The following is a 15,388-nucleotide window of genomic DNA, read 5'->3' as shown; positions in this document are numbered from 1 at the left end:
TGTGGAAACCTCGACCGAGGCTCAAGCGTATGTTGCCATCCGCGGATCTGCGGTGACCAGCGCGGTCTTTAGCTTTTCCATGGCCCGGCTTTCGATCTGGCGGACACGCTCCTTCGATATCCCGAGATGTGCGCCGAGTTCTTCGAGCGTCGCTCCGTCTTCCGCCAGTCGACGGGCGCTGATGATCTTCATTTCCCGTTCGTTGAGCTGCGTCAGAGCAGATGCGAGCCAGGTCCGGCGACGCTCTCCGTCGATCATGTTCGACACCTGCTCGTCCGGCAGCGGCTCGTTGCTGACGAGGAAATCCATGCGCTCGGCACTATCTGCGTCGCCGGAAATCGAGGGGGCCTGCAAAGACGCATCATTGCCGGAAAGGCGAGCGTCCATCACCTGCACATCGTTGAGGCTGACGCCGAGCGCGGCAGCGATCTCCTGGTGAATCGATTGCACCGTCAGCTGGGTATCTCCCTTGGAAAGCTTTGCGCGCAGCCGCCGAAGATTGAAGAACAGGGCCTTCTGGGCCGAACTCGTACCGCCTCGCACGATCGACCAATTGCGAAGAATGAAGTCCTGAATGGAAGCCCGGATCCACCAGCTGGCATAGGTGGAAAAGCGGACTTCCCGCTCCGGCTCGAAACGAGCGGCGGCCTCGAGAAGGCCGACATATCCCTCCTGCACCAGATCGCTCATCGGCAGGCCAAAATTGCGAAACTTGCCCGCCATTGAAATAACAAGGCGCATATGCGCGGTCGCGATCTTGTTGCGGGCACCACGGTCGTCGTGCTCTTTCCAGCGAATTGCAAGATCATGCTCCTCGGCGCGCTCCAAGTAAGGGGCAGCCATGGCGATCTTGATCATGCGCCGATCTGCGGACATGCTCTTCATTTCATTCTCCCTAACTCGGCCTGGCGCCGTAACTCAAAGAAAAAGGAAAGTCGTTTCCGCGCAGCAATGCGCAGATGACATCGGCTCGGCGTTTGGTACGGGGTCTTCAGTGTCGATCCCGGAAATCAATCAGAATTTCAGTGGGGCTTGTCAGATCGATGCGGTGAACTACCTACCTTCAAGGATATGCGAAGGCTCGATGAAAAGCGCATGATCCGGTCCTCTCGAATATTTCGGGACGCAACAGACATGCGAAAACACGCGGTCTGTTACAGATACATGCGCTAAACGCTGCAGCATGGAATTAGTTCCAAAGAAAAACCCGGCGCAAGCGCCGGGTTTTTGGTCTTAGCGAAACTGCCTGAAATCAGGCTGCTTCGTCTTGCGAATCCTCGTCCTCGACTACCTTGCCGCGCTTTGGACCCTTGTTCAGATTGGTTTCGACAACGCGAACTGCTTCCGTCTCCGACATCTTGTTGACAGCCGCAATTTCACGCGCCATGCGATCAAGGGCGGCCTCGTATAGCTGGCGCTCAGAATAGGACTGCTCTGGCTGGTTCTCGGCGCGATAGAGATCGCGAACCACCTCGGCGATGGAAATCAAATCGCCAGAATTGATCTTGGCATCATACTCCTGAGCGCGCCGCGACCACATGGTACGCTTGACGCGAGCCTTGCCCTGGACGACCTTCAAGGCACGTTCCACGAAGTCCGTTTCGGAAAGCTTGCGCATGCCGATGCTCATTGCCTTGGCTACCGGCACCTTGAGACGCATCTTGTCCTTTTCGAAATCGATCACAAAAAGCTCGAGCTTCATGCCCGCGACTTCTTGCTCTTCGATCGCGGTAATCGTACCAACGCCGTGGGCCGGATACACGATCGATTCGCCTGTCTTGAAGCCATGGCGCACTGAAGGTTTCTTCTGCTGGGTCGTCATTCTTATCAAAAACTCCCTGTTACGCACTCGGCTAACGCCGAGGCCGGGTCAGTCAGGCCCGGATGAGACGATATGACCGTCGGGGTGACTTCATCCTGGTCCAGCCAGTGACACACAAAAAGAAATCCGATCATCGCGGTCCATGACCCGACAACTCAAAACATTGATATGTCGAGGAAACCGCTTGCGGATTGTCTGTTTGCTTTCGTGGTGGTTTGAGGCATGCGATATGCCACAATGGATCAGTATGAGGAAGCTATCACAAAAATCTGAGGAAATCAATAATTTGCTTCGTCCGCTTCAACGGGCGTCGCAGGCCCGTCTCAAAAAACGTCAACGATGATACGTTTAAGCGGTTCATTTCGATCTAGGCTCTTGGGTCAAAGCCAGACGCCGGTGTCAGAGCGTCAATCGCCCTGACCGGGTTCGGCCGAGAAATACTTCTCGAACTTGCCTTCCTCGCCATCCATGGCTTTCGCATCCGGCAAAGGATCACGCTTCACGGTGATATTCGGCCAGATGGCTGCATAGTCGGCGTTGATCTTCAGCCATTTGTCGAGGCCCGGTTCGGTATCCGGCTTGATCGCCTCAGCCGGACATTCCGGCTCGCAAACACCGCAGTCGATGCATTCATCGGGATGAATGACCAGGAAGTTCTCGCCCTCATAGAAGCAATCTACGGGACATACTTCGACGCAATCCATGTATTTGCAGCGTACGCAGTTATCGGTCACGACATAAGTCATGAAACACTCCAGGAGTTTGTGTTCTCCGGGGCGGGCAACCTGGAACGTCGCGCCTTTCCTCGGGAGCCGGCGCGGACATGAGGATGCGATAAGATGCATACATGCCGACCGGCGGTTTGCCAGCAGGTTGCACGTGAGGTATCGGCTTTATCGGCGGATTTCAAGGATAAACCATCCGGAAATCTGCCGCATTGCAACAGAGTTTTCTAATCGTCGTCCGACATCAGCCGATCTATCGCCCGACGCTCGCGCTTGGTGGGACGCCCGGCACCTGGAGAGCGCAACGCCTGTTCCAGCGAGGTGAGACGTTTTGCCTCAGCAGGCTGAGGTGTCAGATCGTCATAGAGCTGCCTTGCTTCTTCGAACGGGCCGCGCCTGCTGCCTGGCAGTTTCACCACCAGGACAAGATCCCGCCGCTCCAGGGTCAGCTCGATCCGGTCGCCGGGCTTGACGCCGTAACTCGGCTGCACCACGCGCTCGCCGTTGATCCGCACATGTCCTTTTTGGACGAAAACCTGTGCCAGCGATCGAGATTTGGCCATGCGCGCGAAAAACAGCCATTTATCGATACGCTGACGCGGACCGGGTGATGGCTGCCTTTCTTCCGTCATGGCTTACTTCTTCATTTGCTCCTTGAGAGCAGCGAGCTTGGCAAAGGGCGAATCCGGATCGATCGGCTTTTCCTTGCGTGGTGGCTTGGCTTCGAAGCGCAACGGCTGCGATGCTCCGCCGGGCCGGTTGTTTCCGCGATCATTGCGGTCGTTGCGATCCTTGCGGTCACCGCGATCCTGGCGATCATTGTTGCGATCACCGCGGTTGCCCTGCTGTGGTGGGCGGCCACCGCCACCTTCCTTGCCGGGCTTGCCGCGATTGCCACGCGCCTCGCGATTGCCCTCAGTCGCGGGGGCTGCCGCTGCATGTTCGCCACCATTGCGACGGTTGTTGTTTTGGGCTTGATCCTGCCCCTGTCCTTGGCCGCCTCCATGGTGAGGCCGGCGATCACCGTGATTGCGGGGTTGGCGCTGATTGTCGTTGCGCCCGCCAAGCCGCCAAAGCAGCACCGGTTTCGGCTCTACAGCTTCCGCGGCAATCACTTCCGCACCTGGCAATTGCGAGGAGCCGTCGGTCGGCGGTTCGCCAGCACCTGACGCCTCCACGAGGACTGCTGGAGCCTCCGCAATGGCAGGAGCGGCTGCTGGCTCGACTGCAGGGGCTTCCTGCGCCGGCTCTTCCCCGGCGTGGTCGGCGTCGTCGTGATCTGCCTTTTCGGAGGCTTCGGCAGAAGAAGCCAATGCCGCCGGCACCCCATGCGAGGCGAGATAGGCGGCGGCCTCCTCGGGTTTCACCGCATCGGCGCGATAGCCGAGACCCTTGAGGATCTCTTCCATATCATCGAGCGTTGCACCGAGGATGGACAGCATCGCAGTGGTGGTCGTAAACCGACGACCATCATAGGCACCCTCAGGACGAGCGGCCTGGCCCGGCTTCCACTGCAGCAACGGGCGGATGATATCCGCCAGACGCTCCAAGATATCGATACGCACCGCGCGCTTGCCGAGAAAACGGAAGCCTGCAAGCTTATAGAACGTTCGTTCATAGGTGGGGTCGGTGACGACGGAGGTGCGACCGGCGGCAAGGACAGGGATGAGGTCGCCATAGCCGGGCTTGTCCAGGCCATCGTTGCGCAAGGCCCAGAGCAATGTGATGAGCTCAGCGGGTGCCGGCTTCAGCAGCGCGGGCACGAAGATATGATAAGCGCCGAACCGGATGCCATAACGGCGCATGGAGGCGCGGGCATCCTGATCGAGCGACTTTACTTCCTCGGTTACATCCCGGCGGAAAAGCACGCCAAGGTTCTCAACGAGCTGGAAAGCAAGCCCCTTGGCAAGACCTTGCAGATCCTCCGCGCGCGACAGGTCGTCGAGCGGTTTCAGCACGGTGCTGATATGATGATTGACGAAGCGCTCGATGCGCGTGGCAACATGATCGCGGGCGTTGCTCGTCAATTGTTCGTCGGCAAGCAGGATGACGCGCGGCCGCATGACATGATCGCTGCCGACCAGACGAGCCACGGGATCGCCGAGCCAACGCACCATACCATCGGCGCTGACGGCCAGATCGCTGTTGCCGGCTGCGTGCATGCGAGCAGCCCGCGCTTCGAATTCCAGCGCAAGCGCCCTCAGCGAGGCTGCATTGACAGCCTTTGCATCAGGTCCCTCAGTTCCCCCGATGGGCGTGAACCGGAAACCGGTCAACTGTCCCACATGATGTCCTTCAACAAAGACATCCCCATTTACACTGATTTCAGCTTCCAGCATTGCATTCTCTCTCAGGCGCTTCATGAGCACAGATGTCCTGCGATCAACAAAGCGGTTCGTCAACCGTTCATGTAACGCATCGGACAATCGATCTTCGATTTCCCGCGTCTTTTCTTGCCAGTGTGTCGGATCGGCAAGCCAGCCGGGCCGGTTCGACACATAGGTCCAGGTCCTTATCTGCGCGATTCGTGCCGAAAGCGTGTCAATCTCGCCATCCGTTCGGTCGGCACGATGCACCTGCTCGGCGAGAAAGTCTTCTTTGACAGTGCCATAGCGAACCAGATCGGAAAAGAGGGTGGCGATAAGATCGGCATGCTGCGCCGGCGTGATACGCCGGTAATCGGGCAGCGCGCAAGCTTCCCACAATTTCTCGACACGCTCGGCCCCAGTCGCCAGATCGATGATCTCAGGATAGCGCGACAGCTGCTCCAGGGCTTGTTGGTCGACAGCCGGCAACGCCCGCGTCAAACCGGAAATTTTCGGCACGGCATCCAGGCTCGAGTGCAGGGCGGCGATCGAGGAATAATCGAACTCCTTGGTCCGCCACTGAAGAACTTTGACATTGTCGAATTCATGCCCCTCGATCCGGCGCACCAGATCGTCGTCAAGCGGATCGACCTGGCCGGTCACGCCAAACGTGCCGTCCCTGAGATGCCGGCCGGCGCGGCCGGCGACCTGGCCGAGTTCTCCGGGATTTAGATGGCGGAACTGATAGCCGTCGAATTTCCGATCTTGGGCAAAGGCGACGTGATCGACGTCAAGGTTCAAGCCCATGCCGATGGCGTCCGTCGCCACCAGATATTCCACATCGCCCGCCTGGTAGAGCGCAACCTGGGCGTTGCGCGTCCGCGGACTGAGCGCCCCGAGCACCACGGCGGCACCTCCGCGTTGGCGGCGAATGAGCTCGGCGATCGCGTAGACCTCATCGGCCGAGAAGGCAACGACGACGGAGCGCTGCGGCAGACGGGTGATTTTCTTCTGGCCGGCATAAAACAGGTGCGAAAGCCGCGGGCGCTCGACAACGGTAATGCCAGGCAACAGATGCTCGAGGATCGGCCGCATCGTGCCTGCGCCCAAGAGCAGCGTCTCGTCCCGGCCGCGCAAATGCAGAATGCGATCGGTAAAGATATGTCCGCGCTCAAGATCGCCGGCGAGCTGCACCTCGTCGATGGCGACGAACGACGCCCTCGTCTCCCGTGGCATCGCCTCGACAGTGCAGACGGAGTAGCGCGCATTTGGCGGCGAGATCTTCTCCTCGCCAGTGACCAGGGCGACGTTCTGCGCGCCGACCTTTTCGACGACGCGCGTATAGACCTCGCGCGCCAAAAGGCGCAGCGGCAATCCAATAACGCCATTGCCATGCGCCACCATGCGCTCGATGGCATAATGCGTCTTACCGGTATTGGTCGGTCCAAGCACTGCGGTCACGCCGCGTCCGCTTAGGATCATGGGCTGCGAAGTCAGGGTCATATGTCCATGTAAGGATGAGGCGCGGTCGCGTTTCCGTCAACGCGCTCCTCCGTGAAGTGAGCAACAGATGACGAGCATATGCGACAAAGGCAAGACCTGAGGCAAAAAAGGACGGCGAAAATGAAATATACTCGGCCTTTGTGCACAACCAGAAGGTACATTCGACGCACAGCCAGCGCGAGTCCGGCCTTCGGAGAACACGTTGGGAACGAATCGGCGACGAATCGCTGACTCGAACGAGTTCTTGCTTTGTTCATCGCTACATATAGGACAGAAATGGCGCAATCGCACCAGATGCTGAATCGGGCGGATGCCCGGCCGCGTGCTTGCGCGAGCAACAATCATTTATCAAAAAAGCATGCGACACCAATTGATTGTAGCTGTTAACAATTTGTAAAACATCGCAAAATTCCGATCTGCAAAGCGCTGCGGCCCGTAGCCGAGAGGTGCATGAAAATTGGCGCTGCCGGCTTGAAATCAGCGGGTCGATCTGGTGGTGCCACCATATCTAGTGTGATTCTCGCGCCGACATACAGGACTCTGGATGGTTGAGCCGCAGAATTGGAATGAATCGGAGATTGAGACGATGCCTCGATAGAGGATCGTGGATATCTTCAATAAATTCATTCCAAGGTTGAATTGTGATCCTATCGCGCCAACCTCTGACAACCTGCCGGCCCAACGTCCATACTTGCATCTGACCAAAGCCGAGCCGTCGTTAGGTGCCGCCAGGGAAATGCCGCTTCTGCGTCGAAAGCAAACCAACGGCGTGCAAGCTGAGGGCCGATTGGTCTCAAGCATTTATATTTATGGCATTTTTAACCTTGCCTTCACTTTGCACAAGATCCTCTTTGCGGCTCCATGCATGTCATGGCTGTGGAAAAGCGGGGCGGGGTCGATGTTGTCGCGGGGACGGAATGCCGCCCTTAAAGGCCATGGAACAATTTCCTGTGAAAGAAGTTTCTAATGTCAGCGAATATCGCTGGTTGGATGCTGGAGGAAATGGACCATGCTTGGCACAATATTGCTTGTCATTCTCATTTTGCTGCTGATTGGCGCGCTGCCGAATTGGGGATATAGCAGTGGTTGGGGCTACGGCCCGTCGGGAGGACTGGGACTTGTTGTCGTAATTATCCTCGTCCTGGTGTTATTGGGACGGATTTGACACGCAATAAATACTAGATCAGTTATGTAATCAGAGATCCACGGAGCAGTGACATGAAGAAACTTGTAATCGCAATCGCTCTTATCGGCACACTCGCGTCCTGCACGCCTGAGGAGCAGGGAACCGCCATTGGCGCAGGTAGCGGCGCAATTATCGGCGGCGCTGTTTCGCATAGCTGGGGTGGCGCTGCCATCGGCGCAGTGGCAGGCGGTGTTGTCGGCAATCTTATCGGCCGCTCGCAGCGCCAGGGCTATTGCATCTATCGCGATCGCTATGGCCGCCGTTATGAGGCCCGTTGCAACTAAAACAGTCCTGAACGGACGCTTCGGCGTCCGTTTTTGCATCTATGCCGATCGTCAACGCTTGGTTGACGATCGGTTTCCAGAATCGAGCCTTCCGCTTGCAAGCGTGGATACCGATATCGTTGTTATGCGAGCATTAGAGCCCGCGCCGAACCGATAGAATCGGGTTATTTTGTTGAAAGGACCGGCAATATGGCCGAGGCAATCACAAATATCACAACGCTCATCCTTCTTTCGGCCGCGATAACCACACTGGCGACTGCCATCTTGCAAGAAGGCAAAATGATTCGGCGCCCGATTCCTGTCAAACTGCGCAGCCGTCGCCGGTCCGGCCAAAACTGACCTGACCGAGCGAGGCAGCCAACCTCTTCAAAAGCCACCTAAACGACGAACTGGCCGCCATTGGCGCTGATCGTCGAGCCGGTAATGAAGCCGGCGTCATCAGCCGCAAGGAAAACCACGCATCGCGCGATCTCTTCAGGTTCTCCGATCCTGCCGATCGGAATCTGTGGGAGCACGCGCTCATTCATCACCTTTTCGGGCACGGCCAGCACCATTTCCGTCGCAATATAGCCGGGGCAGATCGCGTTGACGGTGATGTTTTTTGAGGCGCCCTCCTGGGCGAGAGCCTTGGTGAAGCCGAGATCACCGGCCTTGGCGGCCGAATAGTTCACCTGCCCCATCTGCCCCTTCTGTCCGTTGATCGAAGAGATGTTGATGATGCGGCCAAAGCTGCGATCACGCATTCCAGACCATACCTGGTGGGTCATGTTGAAGAGCCCGGTAAGGTTGGTATTGATGACCTCGTGCCACTGCTGCGGGGTCATCTTGTGGAACATGGCGTCCCTAGTGATGCCGGCATTGTTCACAAGAATTTCGACCGGCCCGAGATCGGCCGACACCTTGGCGATGCCGGTTCCGCAGGCATCATAATCTGTGACATCCCAGCGGTAGACAGCAATACCTGTCACCTCATGGAAGGCCTGCGCCTTCTCGTCGTTTCCGGCGTAGGTCGCAGCGACCTTGTATCCGGCATTTCTGAGCGCCATTGCGATCGCCGCGCCGATGCCACGGGTGCCACCGGTAATAAGGGCTACTCTGCTCATGTTCCCCTCCCCTTACTTTTCCGTTGCGTGACTGACTTCACGCAACGGCTCATTGAAACATTAATGGCACGCTATTCAAAGCGCCTCGAAGCACATGGCGACTCCCATGCCGCCACCGATGCAAAGCGTGGCAAGACCTTTCTTCGCGCCACGACGCTTCATCTCGAACAGAAGCGTATTGAGGACGCGGGCACCGGACGCTCCGATCGGATGGCCGATGGCGATCGCACCTCCGTTGACGTTGACGATTGAAGGATCGAGGCCCAATTCCCTGGTGACTGCGCAGGACTGGGCAGCAAAGGCTTCGTTCGCCTCGACGAGATCGAGATCACCGATCGACCAGCCGGCCTTTTCCAGCGCCTTGCGCGACGCCGGGATCGGTCCTGTTCCCATGATCTGCGGATCAACGCCGGCCGTCGCCCAGGAAACGATGCGGGCAAGCGGCTGAATACCACGCCGCCCGGCTTCGGCCTCCGTCATGAGAACCGCGGCGGCGGCACCGTCATTGAGACCGGAAGCGTTGCCGGCGGTAACCGTACCCTCCTTGTCAAAGGCCGGGCGCAGCTTTGCCATTCCCTCGAGCGTCGAGCCGTGACGGATATATTCATCGGCATCGATGCTGACATCGCCCTTGCGGCTCTTTACGAGAAACGGAATGATCTCGTCCTTGAAACGTCCGGCATTTTGGGCCGTCTCCGCCTTATTCTGCGATGAAACGGCAAATTGATCCTGCTCTTCCCGCGAAAGCTGCCATTGGCGGGCAATATTCTCGGCTGTGATGCCCATGTGGTAACCGTAGAATGCGTCGGTCAGGCCATCCTTTATCATGGTGTCGATCATCTTCATGTCGCCCATTTTCGTGCCCGAGCGCAGGTTCGCAGCATGAGGCGCCATTGACATGCATTCCTGGCCGCCGGCGACGATGATCTTGGCATCCCCCAAGGCGATCTGCTGCATGCCGAGCGCAACGGCGCGCAGGCCTGAGCCGCAGAGCTGGTTGACGCTCCAGGCGGTCGCCTCCTTCGGCACGCCTGCTTTGATCGCAGCCTGGCGCGCGGGGTTCTGCCCTTCGGCTGCCTGCAGCACCTGGCCGAGGATCACCTCGTCGACTTCGTTGGGATCGACGCCGGCGCGCTCCAGCGCGCCCGTGATCGCTGCGGCGCCGAGTTCGTGCGCCGGGATGGATGCGAATGCGCCATTAAAGGCGCCAACGGCAGTGCGTCCTGCGCTGGCGATGACGATAGATGGATTGCTCATGGAAGCCTCCTCGATTGCTGACCACTAGAGGCGACCCTGACAAAGCTTGCCGCTCAAGTCAAACGACAAGAATTTTGGGCTTTAAAGATTTCACCTGGCCGTCATATCAGTTGAAAAACGCAATTCCTGGAAAGGGCTTGCCGCATTGCACAAAGCGATTGTCACCGGCCTTCCTTTGCGTCTACACTCCCTGATGGAGGAGTATCCATACAATCAGACGGGGTTAGGAGACTGATAATGGCGAAAAACGAGGGCCAGATCGTAATCAAGAAATATGCAAACCGCCGGCTCTACAACACCGGCACCAGCACCTACGTCACGCTGGACGACCTGGCGGAAATGGTGAAGAAGGGGGAGGAGTTCAATGTTCAGGATGCCAAAAGCGGCGACGACATAACGCATTCAGTTTTAACGCAGATCATATTTGAACAGGAATCGAAGACCGGCAATACGTTGCTGCCGATCTCATTTCTGCGGCAGCTTATCGGCTATTATGGCGACCAGATGCAGATGGTGGTGCCGAGCTTTCTCGAGCATTCGATGAAAGCCTTTACCGAGCAGCAGGTGCAGATGCGCGAGCAGATCAACCGTGCATTTGGTGAGACGCCGCTTACCAAGAACCTGTCGCTGCCGATCCAGATGGTCGAAGAGCAAGTGCGCCGCAACACCGACATGTTTCAGCAAGCGATGCAGATGTTCTCACCGTTCATGAAGCCCCCTGCCGTTAAGGAAAGCCGGAAGGCCGAGGCAAAGGATATCGACGAATTGAAGGAACAGCTGCGCGCGCTGCAAAGCAAGCTCGACAGCCTCTGAAACGGGCCTATCGCTTTGATGGCAGACATATGAACGCGGCGCAAGCTGCGGTCATATGCTCATTGCACCGATGACGATTAAGGTATCGTGCGCAGTTTCGGCGGCATTTGCTGTCGGTTCCGATCTTACTGGTCACACCATCCCTATAACGATATCGTTGCCGCTAATCCCATGTGGCCAATCCTACAAGCCGATGGAAACGTCGCGCCCGGCGGTGCGGATCGAAACGGCAAACCCGCCGATGACGTCGATAAAGGCGATCGTCATGAGGATGAAGAAGATCTGCGTCGCTGCATCCCGGACCAGCAGGAATTCGACTAGGAAAGCGATGAATACCAACATCGACAACAGGTGATTGCTGAGCGAGCCGGTATTGCGGGTCGCTTTCAAGATCTCGAAGAATAGAAGAACAAGAGCAACGATGATGAAAAGGTCGCCGAGTGCCATGCTCCACATTGCCCCCGATAGCATGGATAAAACGATGACATCGTTGTTCAGCGCGACGATGCCACCACTGCCCATCAAGCCCAACATGGCAAGGTTATAGAGCACGAACGGGATGATCATCAGTGGAAAGGCGGCAATCATGGTCGGCAGCACTCCCTTGTGGGATATGGATATATGCCGCAAGTCATAGACTAAATAATAGCAAGTTGGAATGTATGCGATCTAATTGCCATTTCAGCACAACAAAAAGGCCGGCGCAAAGCCAGCCTCAATGGTCAATTCTTAACTTGCGCAAGAAATTATGCGCTTTCCTTCGGCGTCAGAACCTGGCGGCCGCGATACATACCGGTCTTCAGATCGATATGATGCGGGCGGCGCAGTTCGCCGGAGTTCTTGTCTTCAACGTAGGTCGATGCCTTCAGAGCGTCAGCCGAGCGGCGCATGCCACGCTTGGACGGGCTCGTTTTTCTTTTCGGTACAGCCATTCTCGTTACTCCACTTGACGCAAGAAGCATGGTATCGGCCGGTTGAGCGACCGAAATCGGACATGCATCCACGCATTGATTTCGCAAATTTTGCGCTGCTATACATGGCTCTTCGCGGTTTGACCAGTCCCTCGGCACTTTTTTTGCCGAGGGCTTTCATCCTATGCCTCGTCCTCAGGAACGACCCAACTTTCCTCCAGCGCAGCCGTTTGCCATTTCCTCCAGGCGGGGTGCGCCTTCATTGCAGCCATATAGCTCAACGTATCGGCAGCCGTCACCAACTCGTAGGTCTCAAAACGATTGACGACAGGCGCAAACATCGCGTCAGCTGCGGAAAATGCACCAAACAGGAAAGGCCCGCCCGAATGGGCACGCATATCGCGCCAGATCGCTTCAATGCGCGCCACGTCAGCCATGACGCCGTCGGGGAGCGCTATTCGTCTCTTCGGGCGGCGAAGGTTCATCGGGCATGCACCCCGCAGGGCAAGGAAGCCTGACAGCATCTCCATTGAGATTGAACGCGCCTTGGCCCGGTACGCACTATTTTCCGGCCAGAGACCGGCCTGCGGAAAGAGCTCGGCGACATATTCGATGATCGAAAGCGATTCCCAGACCCTGACATCGCCGTGGTGCAGAACCGGCACGCGGCCTGTCGGCGAGATCGCATGGAAGCGCGGATTACCGGCGGGCATATCGAAGGGAATAAGCACCTCCTCGAAATCGACACCGCACCCCTCCATCGCCAGCCATGGGCGCAACGACCACGAGGAATAGTTCTTGTTGCCGATATAGAGGGTTAGCTTATTCATTATCCTATCCTGTCAGGGCTTGAAGTCGAACACCAATAGCTCTTCGAAATGGTTCATGTCGTCGAACGAACAGAATGCCGGCGGGTTGAGCTCGAGGACTTGAGCGCGATCACGAATATCGGCGGCGACCTCGTCCAACAGCTGCTGCCAACGCGGCAGGGCATCATCTTCCAGCCGCTCGATCACATAGTCAAAGGTGACGTGAAAGACATAGTCTTCGTGGTCGGGATGGCGGTAGCCGAGAACGTCGGCGAAGGCATCGCGCCACGACCGCATCGTGCGTCGGTCTGCTTCCGTGGCCCCCTCGACGATCAGCCCAGTCGGCCGGGCATGTGTGACCGCGACATTGAATGGCTCCTGCGCTGGAAATGCTCCGAGGCGCTCCAGCATGACGTCGGTCATCTCGTCAATCGACGTGTCGTGGGCAAGATCCGTCGGCCAGAACAGCGGCTTGCGGCGATACTCGATAATGCCCTGGAACAGGGTCATGTGCAGGCTGGAGATCGGTGTGAAAGCAAGCTGCTTTGCCTCCGGCATTGCCAGAAACCGCGCCCGCGCGTCAATTAGCACCTCCTGCGTCCGCGAACCCTCAACGACGTGGCAGACAATGGTGTTACCCGGCTCGTATTGAAAGTCGCCGGACGCATTGAAGCGCGTGCCGAAATGCGGCGGCGGTTCGGGATGGCGGCTCTTGGAATATTTTAACAGGTCCGGCGAGAGGGAGGCAACGCTCATAGGGGCAGATCCAGTCGTTGATTGGAAGGTGACCTGCCAATTACGTCATGAGCAAGAATGCCAGATGACAACCCGATGATCGAACGACAAGTTCTGATGTCAATCATAAAGACATTTGATGTACTCGCCGGAGCCTTGCGCCCGTCGCTGGATGAGCAAGGCCAGCTGGCGCAATCCCCGCCCGGGCTTGCTGGCGACCCGGTCGATCGGATTGGGAAGCGACACAGCTAGAAGAGCCGCCTGCCTGGCCGATAGCTTCGACGCAGGTATCTTGAAATGGTAGCGGGATGCAGCTTCGATGCCATAGATTCCTGGCCCCCACTCGGCCACGTTGAGATAGGTCTCCATCATACGCCGCTTGGACCAGACGAATGATGACGTCACGGCCAGCGGCAGTTCCAGTGCCTTGCGAACAAAGGACCTGCCGTTCCAGAGAAACAGGTTCTTTGCCGTCTGCATGGGAATGGTGCTGCCGCCGCGTGTGGACTGACCGTGGAGCGCATCGACAGCCAGCGTCCGCATTTCACCCCAGTCGACGCCGCCATGGAAGCAGAATTGTCCATCCTCCGAGGTCATCACCGATTGCACAAGAACTGGCGCGATTTCGTCGAACGACACCCAGCGCCGGTCGTAGCCTCGCAGCATGACCGCATCGCGCAGCATCAAGGTCGATACCGGATGAACGAAGGGAAACACGTAGAGCGCGATAAGGAGATAGGGCAGGAGGAGGAGCGCCAACAGGACCACCAGCACGCGCTGCCAGAGCGGACGTCCATTCAGCAACGCCAGCCGACTGCGCCGCCGCGGCATCTGGGCCTCCTCCGCCTCGCTGTCAGTCGAAATGTCCAATTCCGGTAAGCCTGTTGCTGTCCGACAGACGTTGTCATATCGCCTGTATTAGCGGATGACCATAGCGGTGGCTGAATCTGCTTGCCTCCTGTTGACAACCCCGTTGCCAGCCGCAACCGCGCGTGCGAAACAGCGGCATGGATAGCCGAACCACTCAATTCGAACACCGTCTCAAGGAAAATGCCGCAAGGGTCGAGGCCATGCTTGCCCAGCTATTGGCAGATACCTGTCTTGATGGCGAACGCGCCCGACCTGCCTCGCTATTGGCGGCGATGCGTCATGGTGTCTTGAACGGCGGAAAGCGGTTGCGTCCATTTCTCGTCATCGAAAGCTCTGCGCTTCTCGGCGGCGATGCGAATGTTGCCTTGCGGATTGGCGCGGCGCTTGAATGTGTCCATTGCTATTCGCTGGTCCATGATGACCTGCCTGCCATGGACGACGACGACCTGCGCCGCGGCAAGCCAACCGTGCACATCGCATTTGACGAAGCCACGGCGATTCTGGCCGGCGACAGCCTTCTCACCTATTCATTCGATATTATTGCAGCCGCCGAAACGCAGCTTTCGCCGCCTCAAAAGCTGGAGCTTATCCTGGCGCTCTCACGCGCCTCTGGTATCGGCGGCATGGCCGGCGGCCAGGCGCTCGATCTTGCCGCGGAAAAAGAGACACCCGACGAACAGGGCATTATGACCCTCCAGGCGATGAAGACCGGGGCATTGATCCGCTTTGGTTGCGAGGCTGGCGCCATTATCGCCGGCGCGGACCTCGACGTCCGCCGGCGCCTATCCGCATTCGGTGAGAAGATTGGTCTTGCCTTCCAGCTCGCCGACGACCTCCTCGACCTGACCGCCGATGCTGCCACTATGGGCAAGGCAACCGGCAAGGATGCCGCCCGCGGCAAGGGCACTCTCATCGCCCTGCACGGCCAGGCATGGGTTGAAGCCGCCCTTACGCGGCAAGTCCAGGAGGCGGCCGAACTTCTCGCGCCATTTGGCAAACGGGCTTCCGTGCTTGTCGAAGCCGCGCACTTTGTCGCAAGCCGCAAAAGTTGATCGACTTTGCCC

17 protein-coding genes are annotated in these 15,388 nt (G+C 57.9%); 5 read left to right on the top strand and 12 right to left on the bottom strand.

What is annotated here, in order from left to right; translation table 11 throughout:
• Positions 1-21 precede the first annotated feature (21 nt).
• From AB4Z52_RS05055 to AB4Z52_RS05035, 5 genes are all read right to left on the bottom strand, one after another.
• Positions 22-885, bottom strand: a complete 864-nt coding sequence (locus AB4Z52_RS05055) for an RNA polymerase factor sigma-32 (protein ID WP_442216816.1) — start codon at positions 883-885, stop codon at positions 22-24.
• Positions 886-1,252: 367 nt separating this feature from the next.
• Positions 1,253-1,822 carry a CarD family transcriptional regulator gene (locus AB4Z52_RS05050; protein WP_442216815.1) on the bottom strand — a complete coding sequence of 190 codons (570 nt, stop codon included), beginning with the start codon at positions 1,820-1,822 and terminating at the stop codon, positions 1,253-1,255.
• Positions 1,823-2,229: 407 nt separating this feature from the next.
• Complete coding sequence (gene fdxA, locus AB4Z52_RS05045) at positions 2,230-2,568, bottom strand: ferredoxin FdxA (protein ID WP_442216814.1); 339 nt, start codon at positions 2,566-2,568, stop codon at positions 2,230-2,232.
• A 206-nt stretch (positions 2,569-2,774) separates the two neighbouring features.
• Complete coding sequence (locus AB4Z52_RS05040) at positions 2,775-3,179, bottom strand: RNA-binding S4 domain-containing protein (RefSeq protein WP_442216813.1); 405 nt, start codon at positions 3,177-3,179, stop codon at positions 2,775-2,777.
• Positions 3,180-3,182: 3 nt separating this feature from the next.
• Positions 3,183-6,356, bottom strand: coding sequence for a helicase-related protein (locus AB4Z52_RS05035; protein ID WP_442216812.1), 3,174 nt, complete (start codon positions 6,354-6,356; stop codon positions 3,183-3,185).
• Between the two features lie 604 nt (positions 6,357-6,960).
• Between AB4Z52_RS05035 and AB4Z52_RS05030 the strand changes: the two genes are divergently transcribed.
• From AB4Z52_RS05030 to AB4Z52_RS05020, 3 genes are read left to right on the top strand one after another with little or no spacing between them, the layout of a single operon-like run.
• On the top strand, positions 6,961-7,323 hold the full coding sequence (locus AB4Z52_RS05030; protein ID WP_442216811.1) for a hypothetical protein: 363 nt from the start codon (positions 6,961-6,963) through the stop codon (positions 7,321-7,323).
• A 42-nt stretch (positions 7,324-7,365) separates the two neighbouring features.
• Positions 7,366-7,521, top strand: coding sequence for a DUF3309 family protein (locus tag AB4Z52_RS05025; RefSeq protein ID WP_111163067.1), 156 nt, complete (start codon positions 7,366-7,368; stop codon positions 7,519-7,521).
• Between the two features lie 53 nt (positions 7,522-7,574).
• Positions 7,575-7,826 carry a YMGG-like glycine zipper-containing protein gene (locus tag AB4Z52_RS05020; protein ID WP_442216810.1) on the top strand — a complete coding sequence of 84 codons (252 nt, stop codon included), beginning with the start codon at positions 7,575-7,577 and terminating at the stop codon, positions 7,824-7,826.
• Between the two features lie 377 nt (positions 7,827-8,203).
• On the opposite strand, the gene phbB is transcribed toward AB4Z52_RS05020, so the two are convergent.
• Both phbB and AB4Z52_RS05010 read right to left on the bottom strand, forming a co-directional pair.
• The gene (gene phbB / locus AB4Z52_RS05015; RefSeq protein ID WP_442216809.1) at positions 8,204-8,929 is read right to left on the bottom strand and encodes an acetoacetyl-CoA reductase; all 726 of its coding nucleotides are present in this window, start codon (positions 8,927-8,929) and stop codon (positions 8,204-8,206) included.
• A 75-nt stretch (positions 8,930-9,004) separates the two neighbouring features.
• Positions 9,005-10,186, bottom strand: coding sequence for an acetyl-CoA C-acetyltransferase (locus AB4Z52_RS05010; RefSeq protein ID WP_442216808.1), 1,182 nt, complete (start codon positions 10,184-10,186; stop codon positions 9,005-9,007).
• Positions 10,187-10,423: 237 nt separating this feature from the next.
• Here AB4Z52_RS05010 and phaR point away from each other — a divergent pair, with 237 nt between their 5' ends.
• Complete coding sequence (gene phaR / locus AB4Z52_RS05005) at positions 10,424-10,999, top strand: polyhydroxyalkanoate synthesis repressor PhaR (protein ID WP_442216807.1); 576 nt, start codon at positions 10,424-10,426, stop codon at positions 10,997-10,999.
• 183 nt (positions 11,000-11,182) lie between these two features.
• Here phaR and AB4Z52_RS05000 read toward each other — a convergent pair whose 3' ends face one another.
• The 5 genes from AB4Z52_RS05000 to mtgA form a co-directional block, all read right to left on the bottom strand.
• The gene (locus AB4Z52_RS05000) at positions 11,183-11,587 is read right to left on the bottom strand and encodes a hypothetical protein (protein WP_442216806.1); all 405 of its coding nucleotides are present in this window, start codon (positions 11,585-11,587) and stop codon (positions 11,183-11,185) included.
• Positions 11,588-11,745: 158 nt separating this feature from the next.
• A complete protein-coding gene (gene rpmF, locus AB4Z52_RS04995) occupies positions 11,746-11,931 on the bottom strand; it encodes a 50S ribosomal protein L32 (RefSeq protein WP_006724402.1) in 186 nt (61 codons plus the stop codon).
• Positions 11,932-12,092: 161 nt separating this feature from the next.
• Positions 12,093-12,740, bottom strand: coding sequence for a glutathione S-transferase family protein (locus tag AB4Z52_RS04990; protein ID WP_442216805.1), 648 nt, complete (start codon positions 12,738-12,740; stop codon positions 12,093-12,095).
• 12 nt (positions 12,741-12,752) lie between these two features.
• Complete coding sequence (locus tag AB4Z52_RS04985) at positions 12,753-13,475, bottom strand: DUF1868 domain-containing protein (RefSeq protein ID WP_442216804.1); 723 nt, start codon at positions 13,473-13,475, stop codon at positions 12,753-12,755.
• Between the two features lie 99 nt (positions 13,476-13,574).
• Complete coding sequence (gene mtgA, locus AB4Z52_RS04980) at positions 13,575-14,285, bottom strand: monofunctional biosynthetic peptidoglycan transglycosylase (RefSeq protein WP_442216803.1); 711 nt, start codon at positions 14,283-14,285, stop codon at positions 13,575-13,577.
• 176 nt (positions 14,286-14,461) lie between these two features.
• On the opposite strand from mtgA, the gene AB4Z52_RS04975 reads away from it, so the two are divergent.
• Entirely contained in the window at positions 14,462-15,376 is a 915-nt protein-coding gene (locus tag AB4Z52_RS04975; RefSeq protein WP_442216802.1) for a polyprenyl synthetase family protein, read from the top strand.
• The last annotated feature ends 12 nt before the right edge of the window (positions 15,377-15,388 follow it).

It is taken from the genome of Rhizobium sp. 2YAF20 (genome assembly GCF_052114685.1).
Lineage (GTDB): Bacteria > Pseudomonadota > Alphaproteobacteria > Rhizobiales > Rhizobiaceae > Rhizobium.
The sequence above is the reverse complement of the archived record's forward strand: the minus strand, read 5'-3'. Positions and strand labels throughout refer to the sequence as shown.

Bases quoted from the DNA above. Each gene is read 5' to 3' on its own strand.
- rpmF (WP_006724402.1), bottom strand. From the start codon at position 11,931: ATGGCTGTACCGAAAAGAAAAACGAGCCCGTCCAAGCGTGGCATGCGC.
- fdxA (WP_442216814.1), bottom strand. From the start codon at position 2,568: ATGACTTATGTCGTGACCGATAACTGCGTACGCTGCAAATACATGGAT.
- AB4Z52_RS05055 (WP_442216816.1), bottom strand. From the start codon at position 885: ATGAAGAGCATGTCCGCAGATCGGCGCATGATCAAGATCGCCATGGCT.
- AB4Z52_RS04985 (WP_442216804.1), bottom strand. From the start codon at position 13,475: ATGAGCGTTGCCTCCCTCTCGCCGGACCTGTTAAAATATTCCAAGAGC.
- phaR (WP_442216807.1), top strand. From the start codon at position 10,424: ATGGCGAAAAACGAGGGCCAGATCGTAATCAAGAAATATGCAAACCGC.
- AB4Z52_RS04990 (WP_442216805.1), bottom strand. From the start codon at position 12,740: ATGAATAAGCTAACCCTCTATATCGGCAACAAGAACTATTCCTCGTGG.
- phbB (WP_442216809.1), bottom strand. From the start codon at position 8,929: ATGAGCAGAGTAGCCCTTATTACCGGTGGCACCCGTGGCATCGGCGCG.
- AB4Z52_RS05050 (WP_442216815.1), bottom strand. From the start codon at position 1,822: ATGACGACCCAGCAGAAGAAACCTTCAGTGCGCCATGGCTTCAAGACA.
- AB4Z52_RS05020 (WP_442216810.1), top strand. From the start codon at position 7,575: ATGAAGAAACTTGTAATCGCAATCGCTCTTATCGGCACACTCGCGTCC.
- AB4Z52_RS05025 (WP_111163067.1), top strand. From the start codon at position 7,366: ATGCTTGGCACAATATTGCTTGTCATTCTCATTTTGCTGCTGATTGGC.
- AB4Z52_RS05040 (WP_442216813.1), bottom strand. From the start codon at position 3,179: ATGACGGAAGAAAGGCAGCCATCACCCGGTCCGCGTCAGCGTATCGAT.
- AB4Z52_RS05000 (WP_442216806.1), bottom strand. From the start codon at position 11,587: ATGATTGCCGCCTTTCCACTGATGATCATCCCGTTCGTGCTCTATAAC.
- AB4Z52_RS05010 (WP_442216808.1), bottom strand. From the start codon at position 10,186: ATGAGCAATCCATCTATCGTCATCGCCAGCGCAGGACGCACTGCCGTT.
- mtgA (WP_442216803.1), bottom strand. From the start codon at position 14,285: ATGCCGCGGCGGCGCAGTCGGCTGGCGTTGCTGAATGGACGTCCGCTC.
- AB4Z52_RS04975 (WP_442216802.1), top strand. From the start codon at position 14,462: ATGGATAGCCGAACCACTCAATTCGAACACCGTCTCAAGGAAAATGCC.
- AB4Z52_RS05035 (WP_442216812.1), bottom strand. From the start codon at position 6,356: ATGACCCTGACTTCGCAGCCCATGATCCTAAGCGGACGCGGCGTGACC.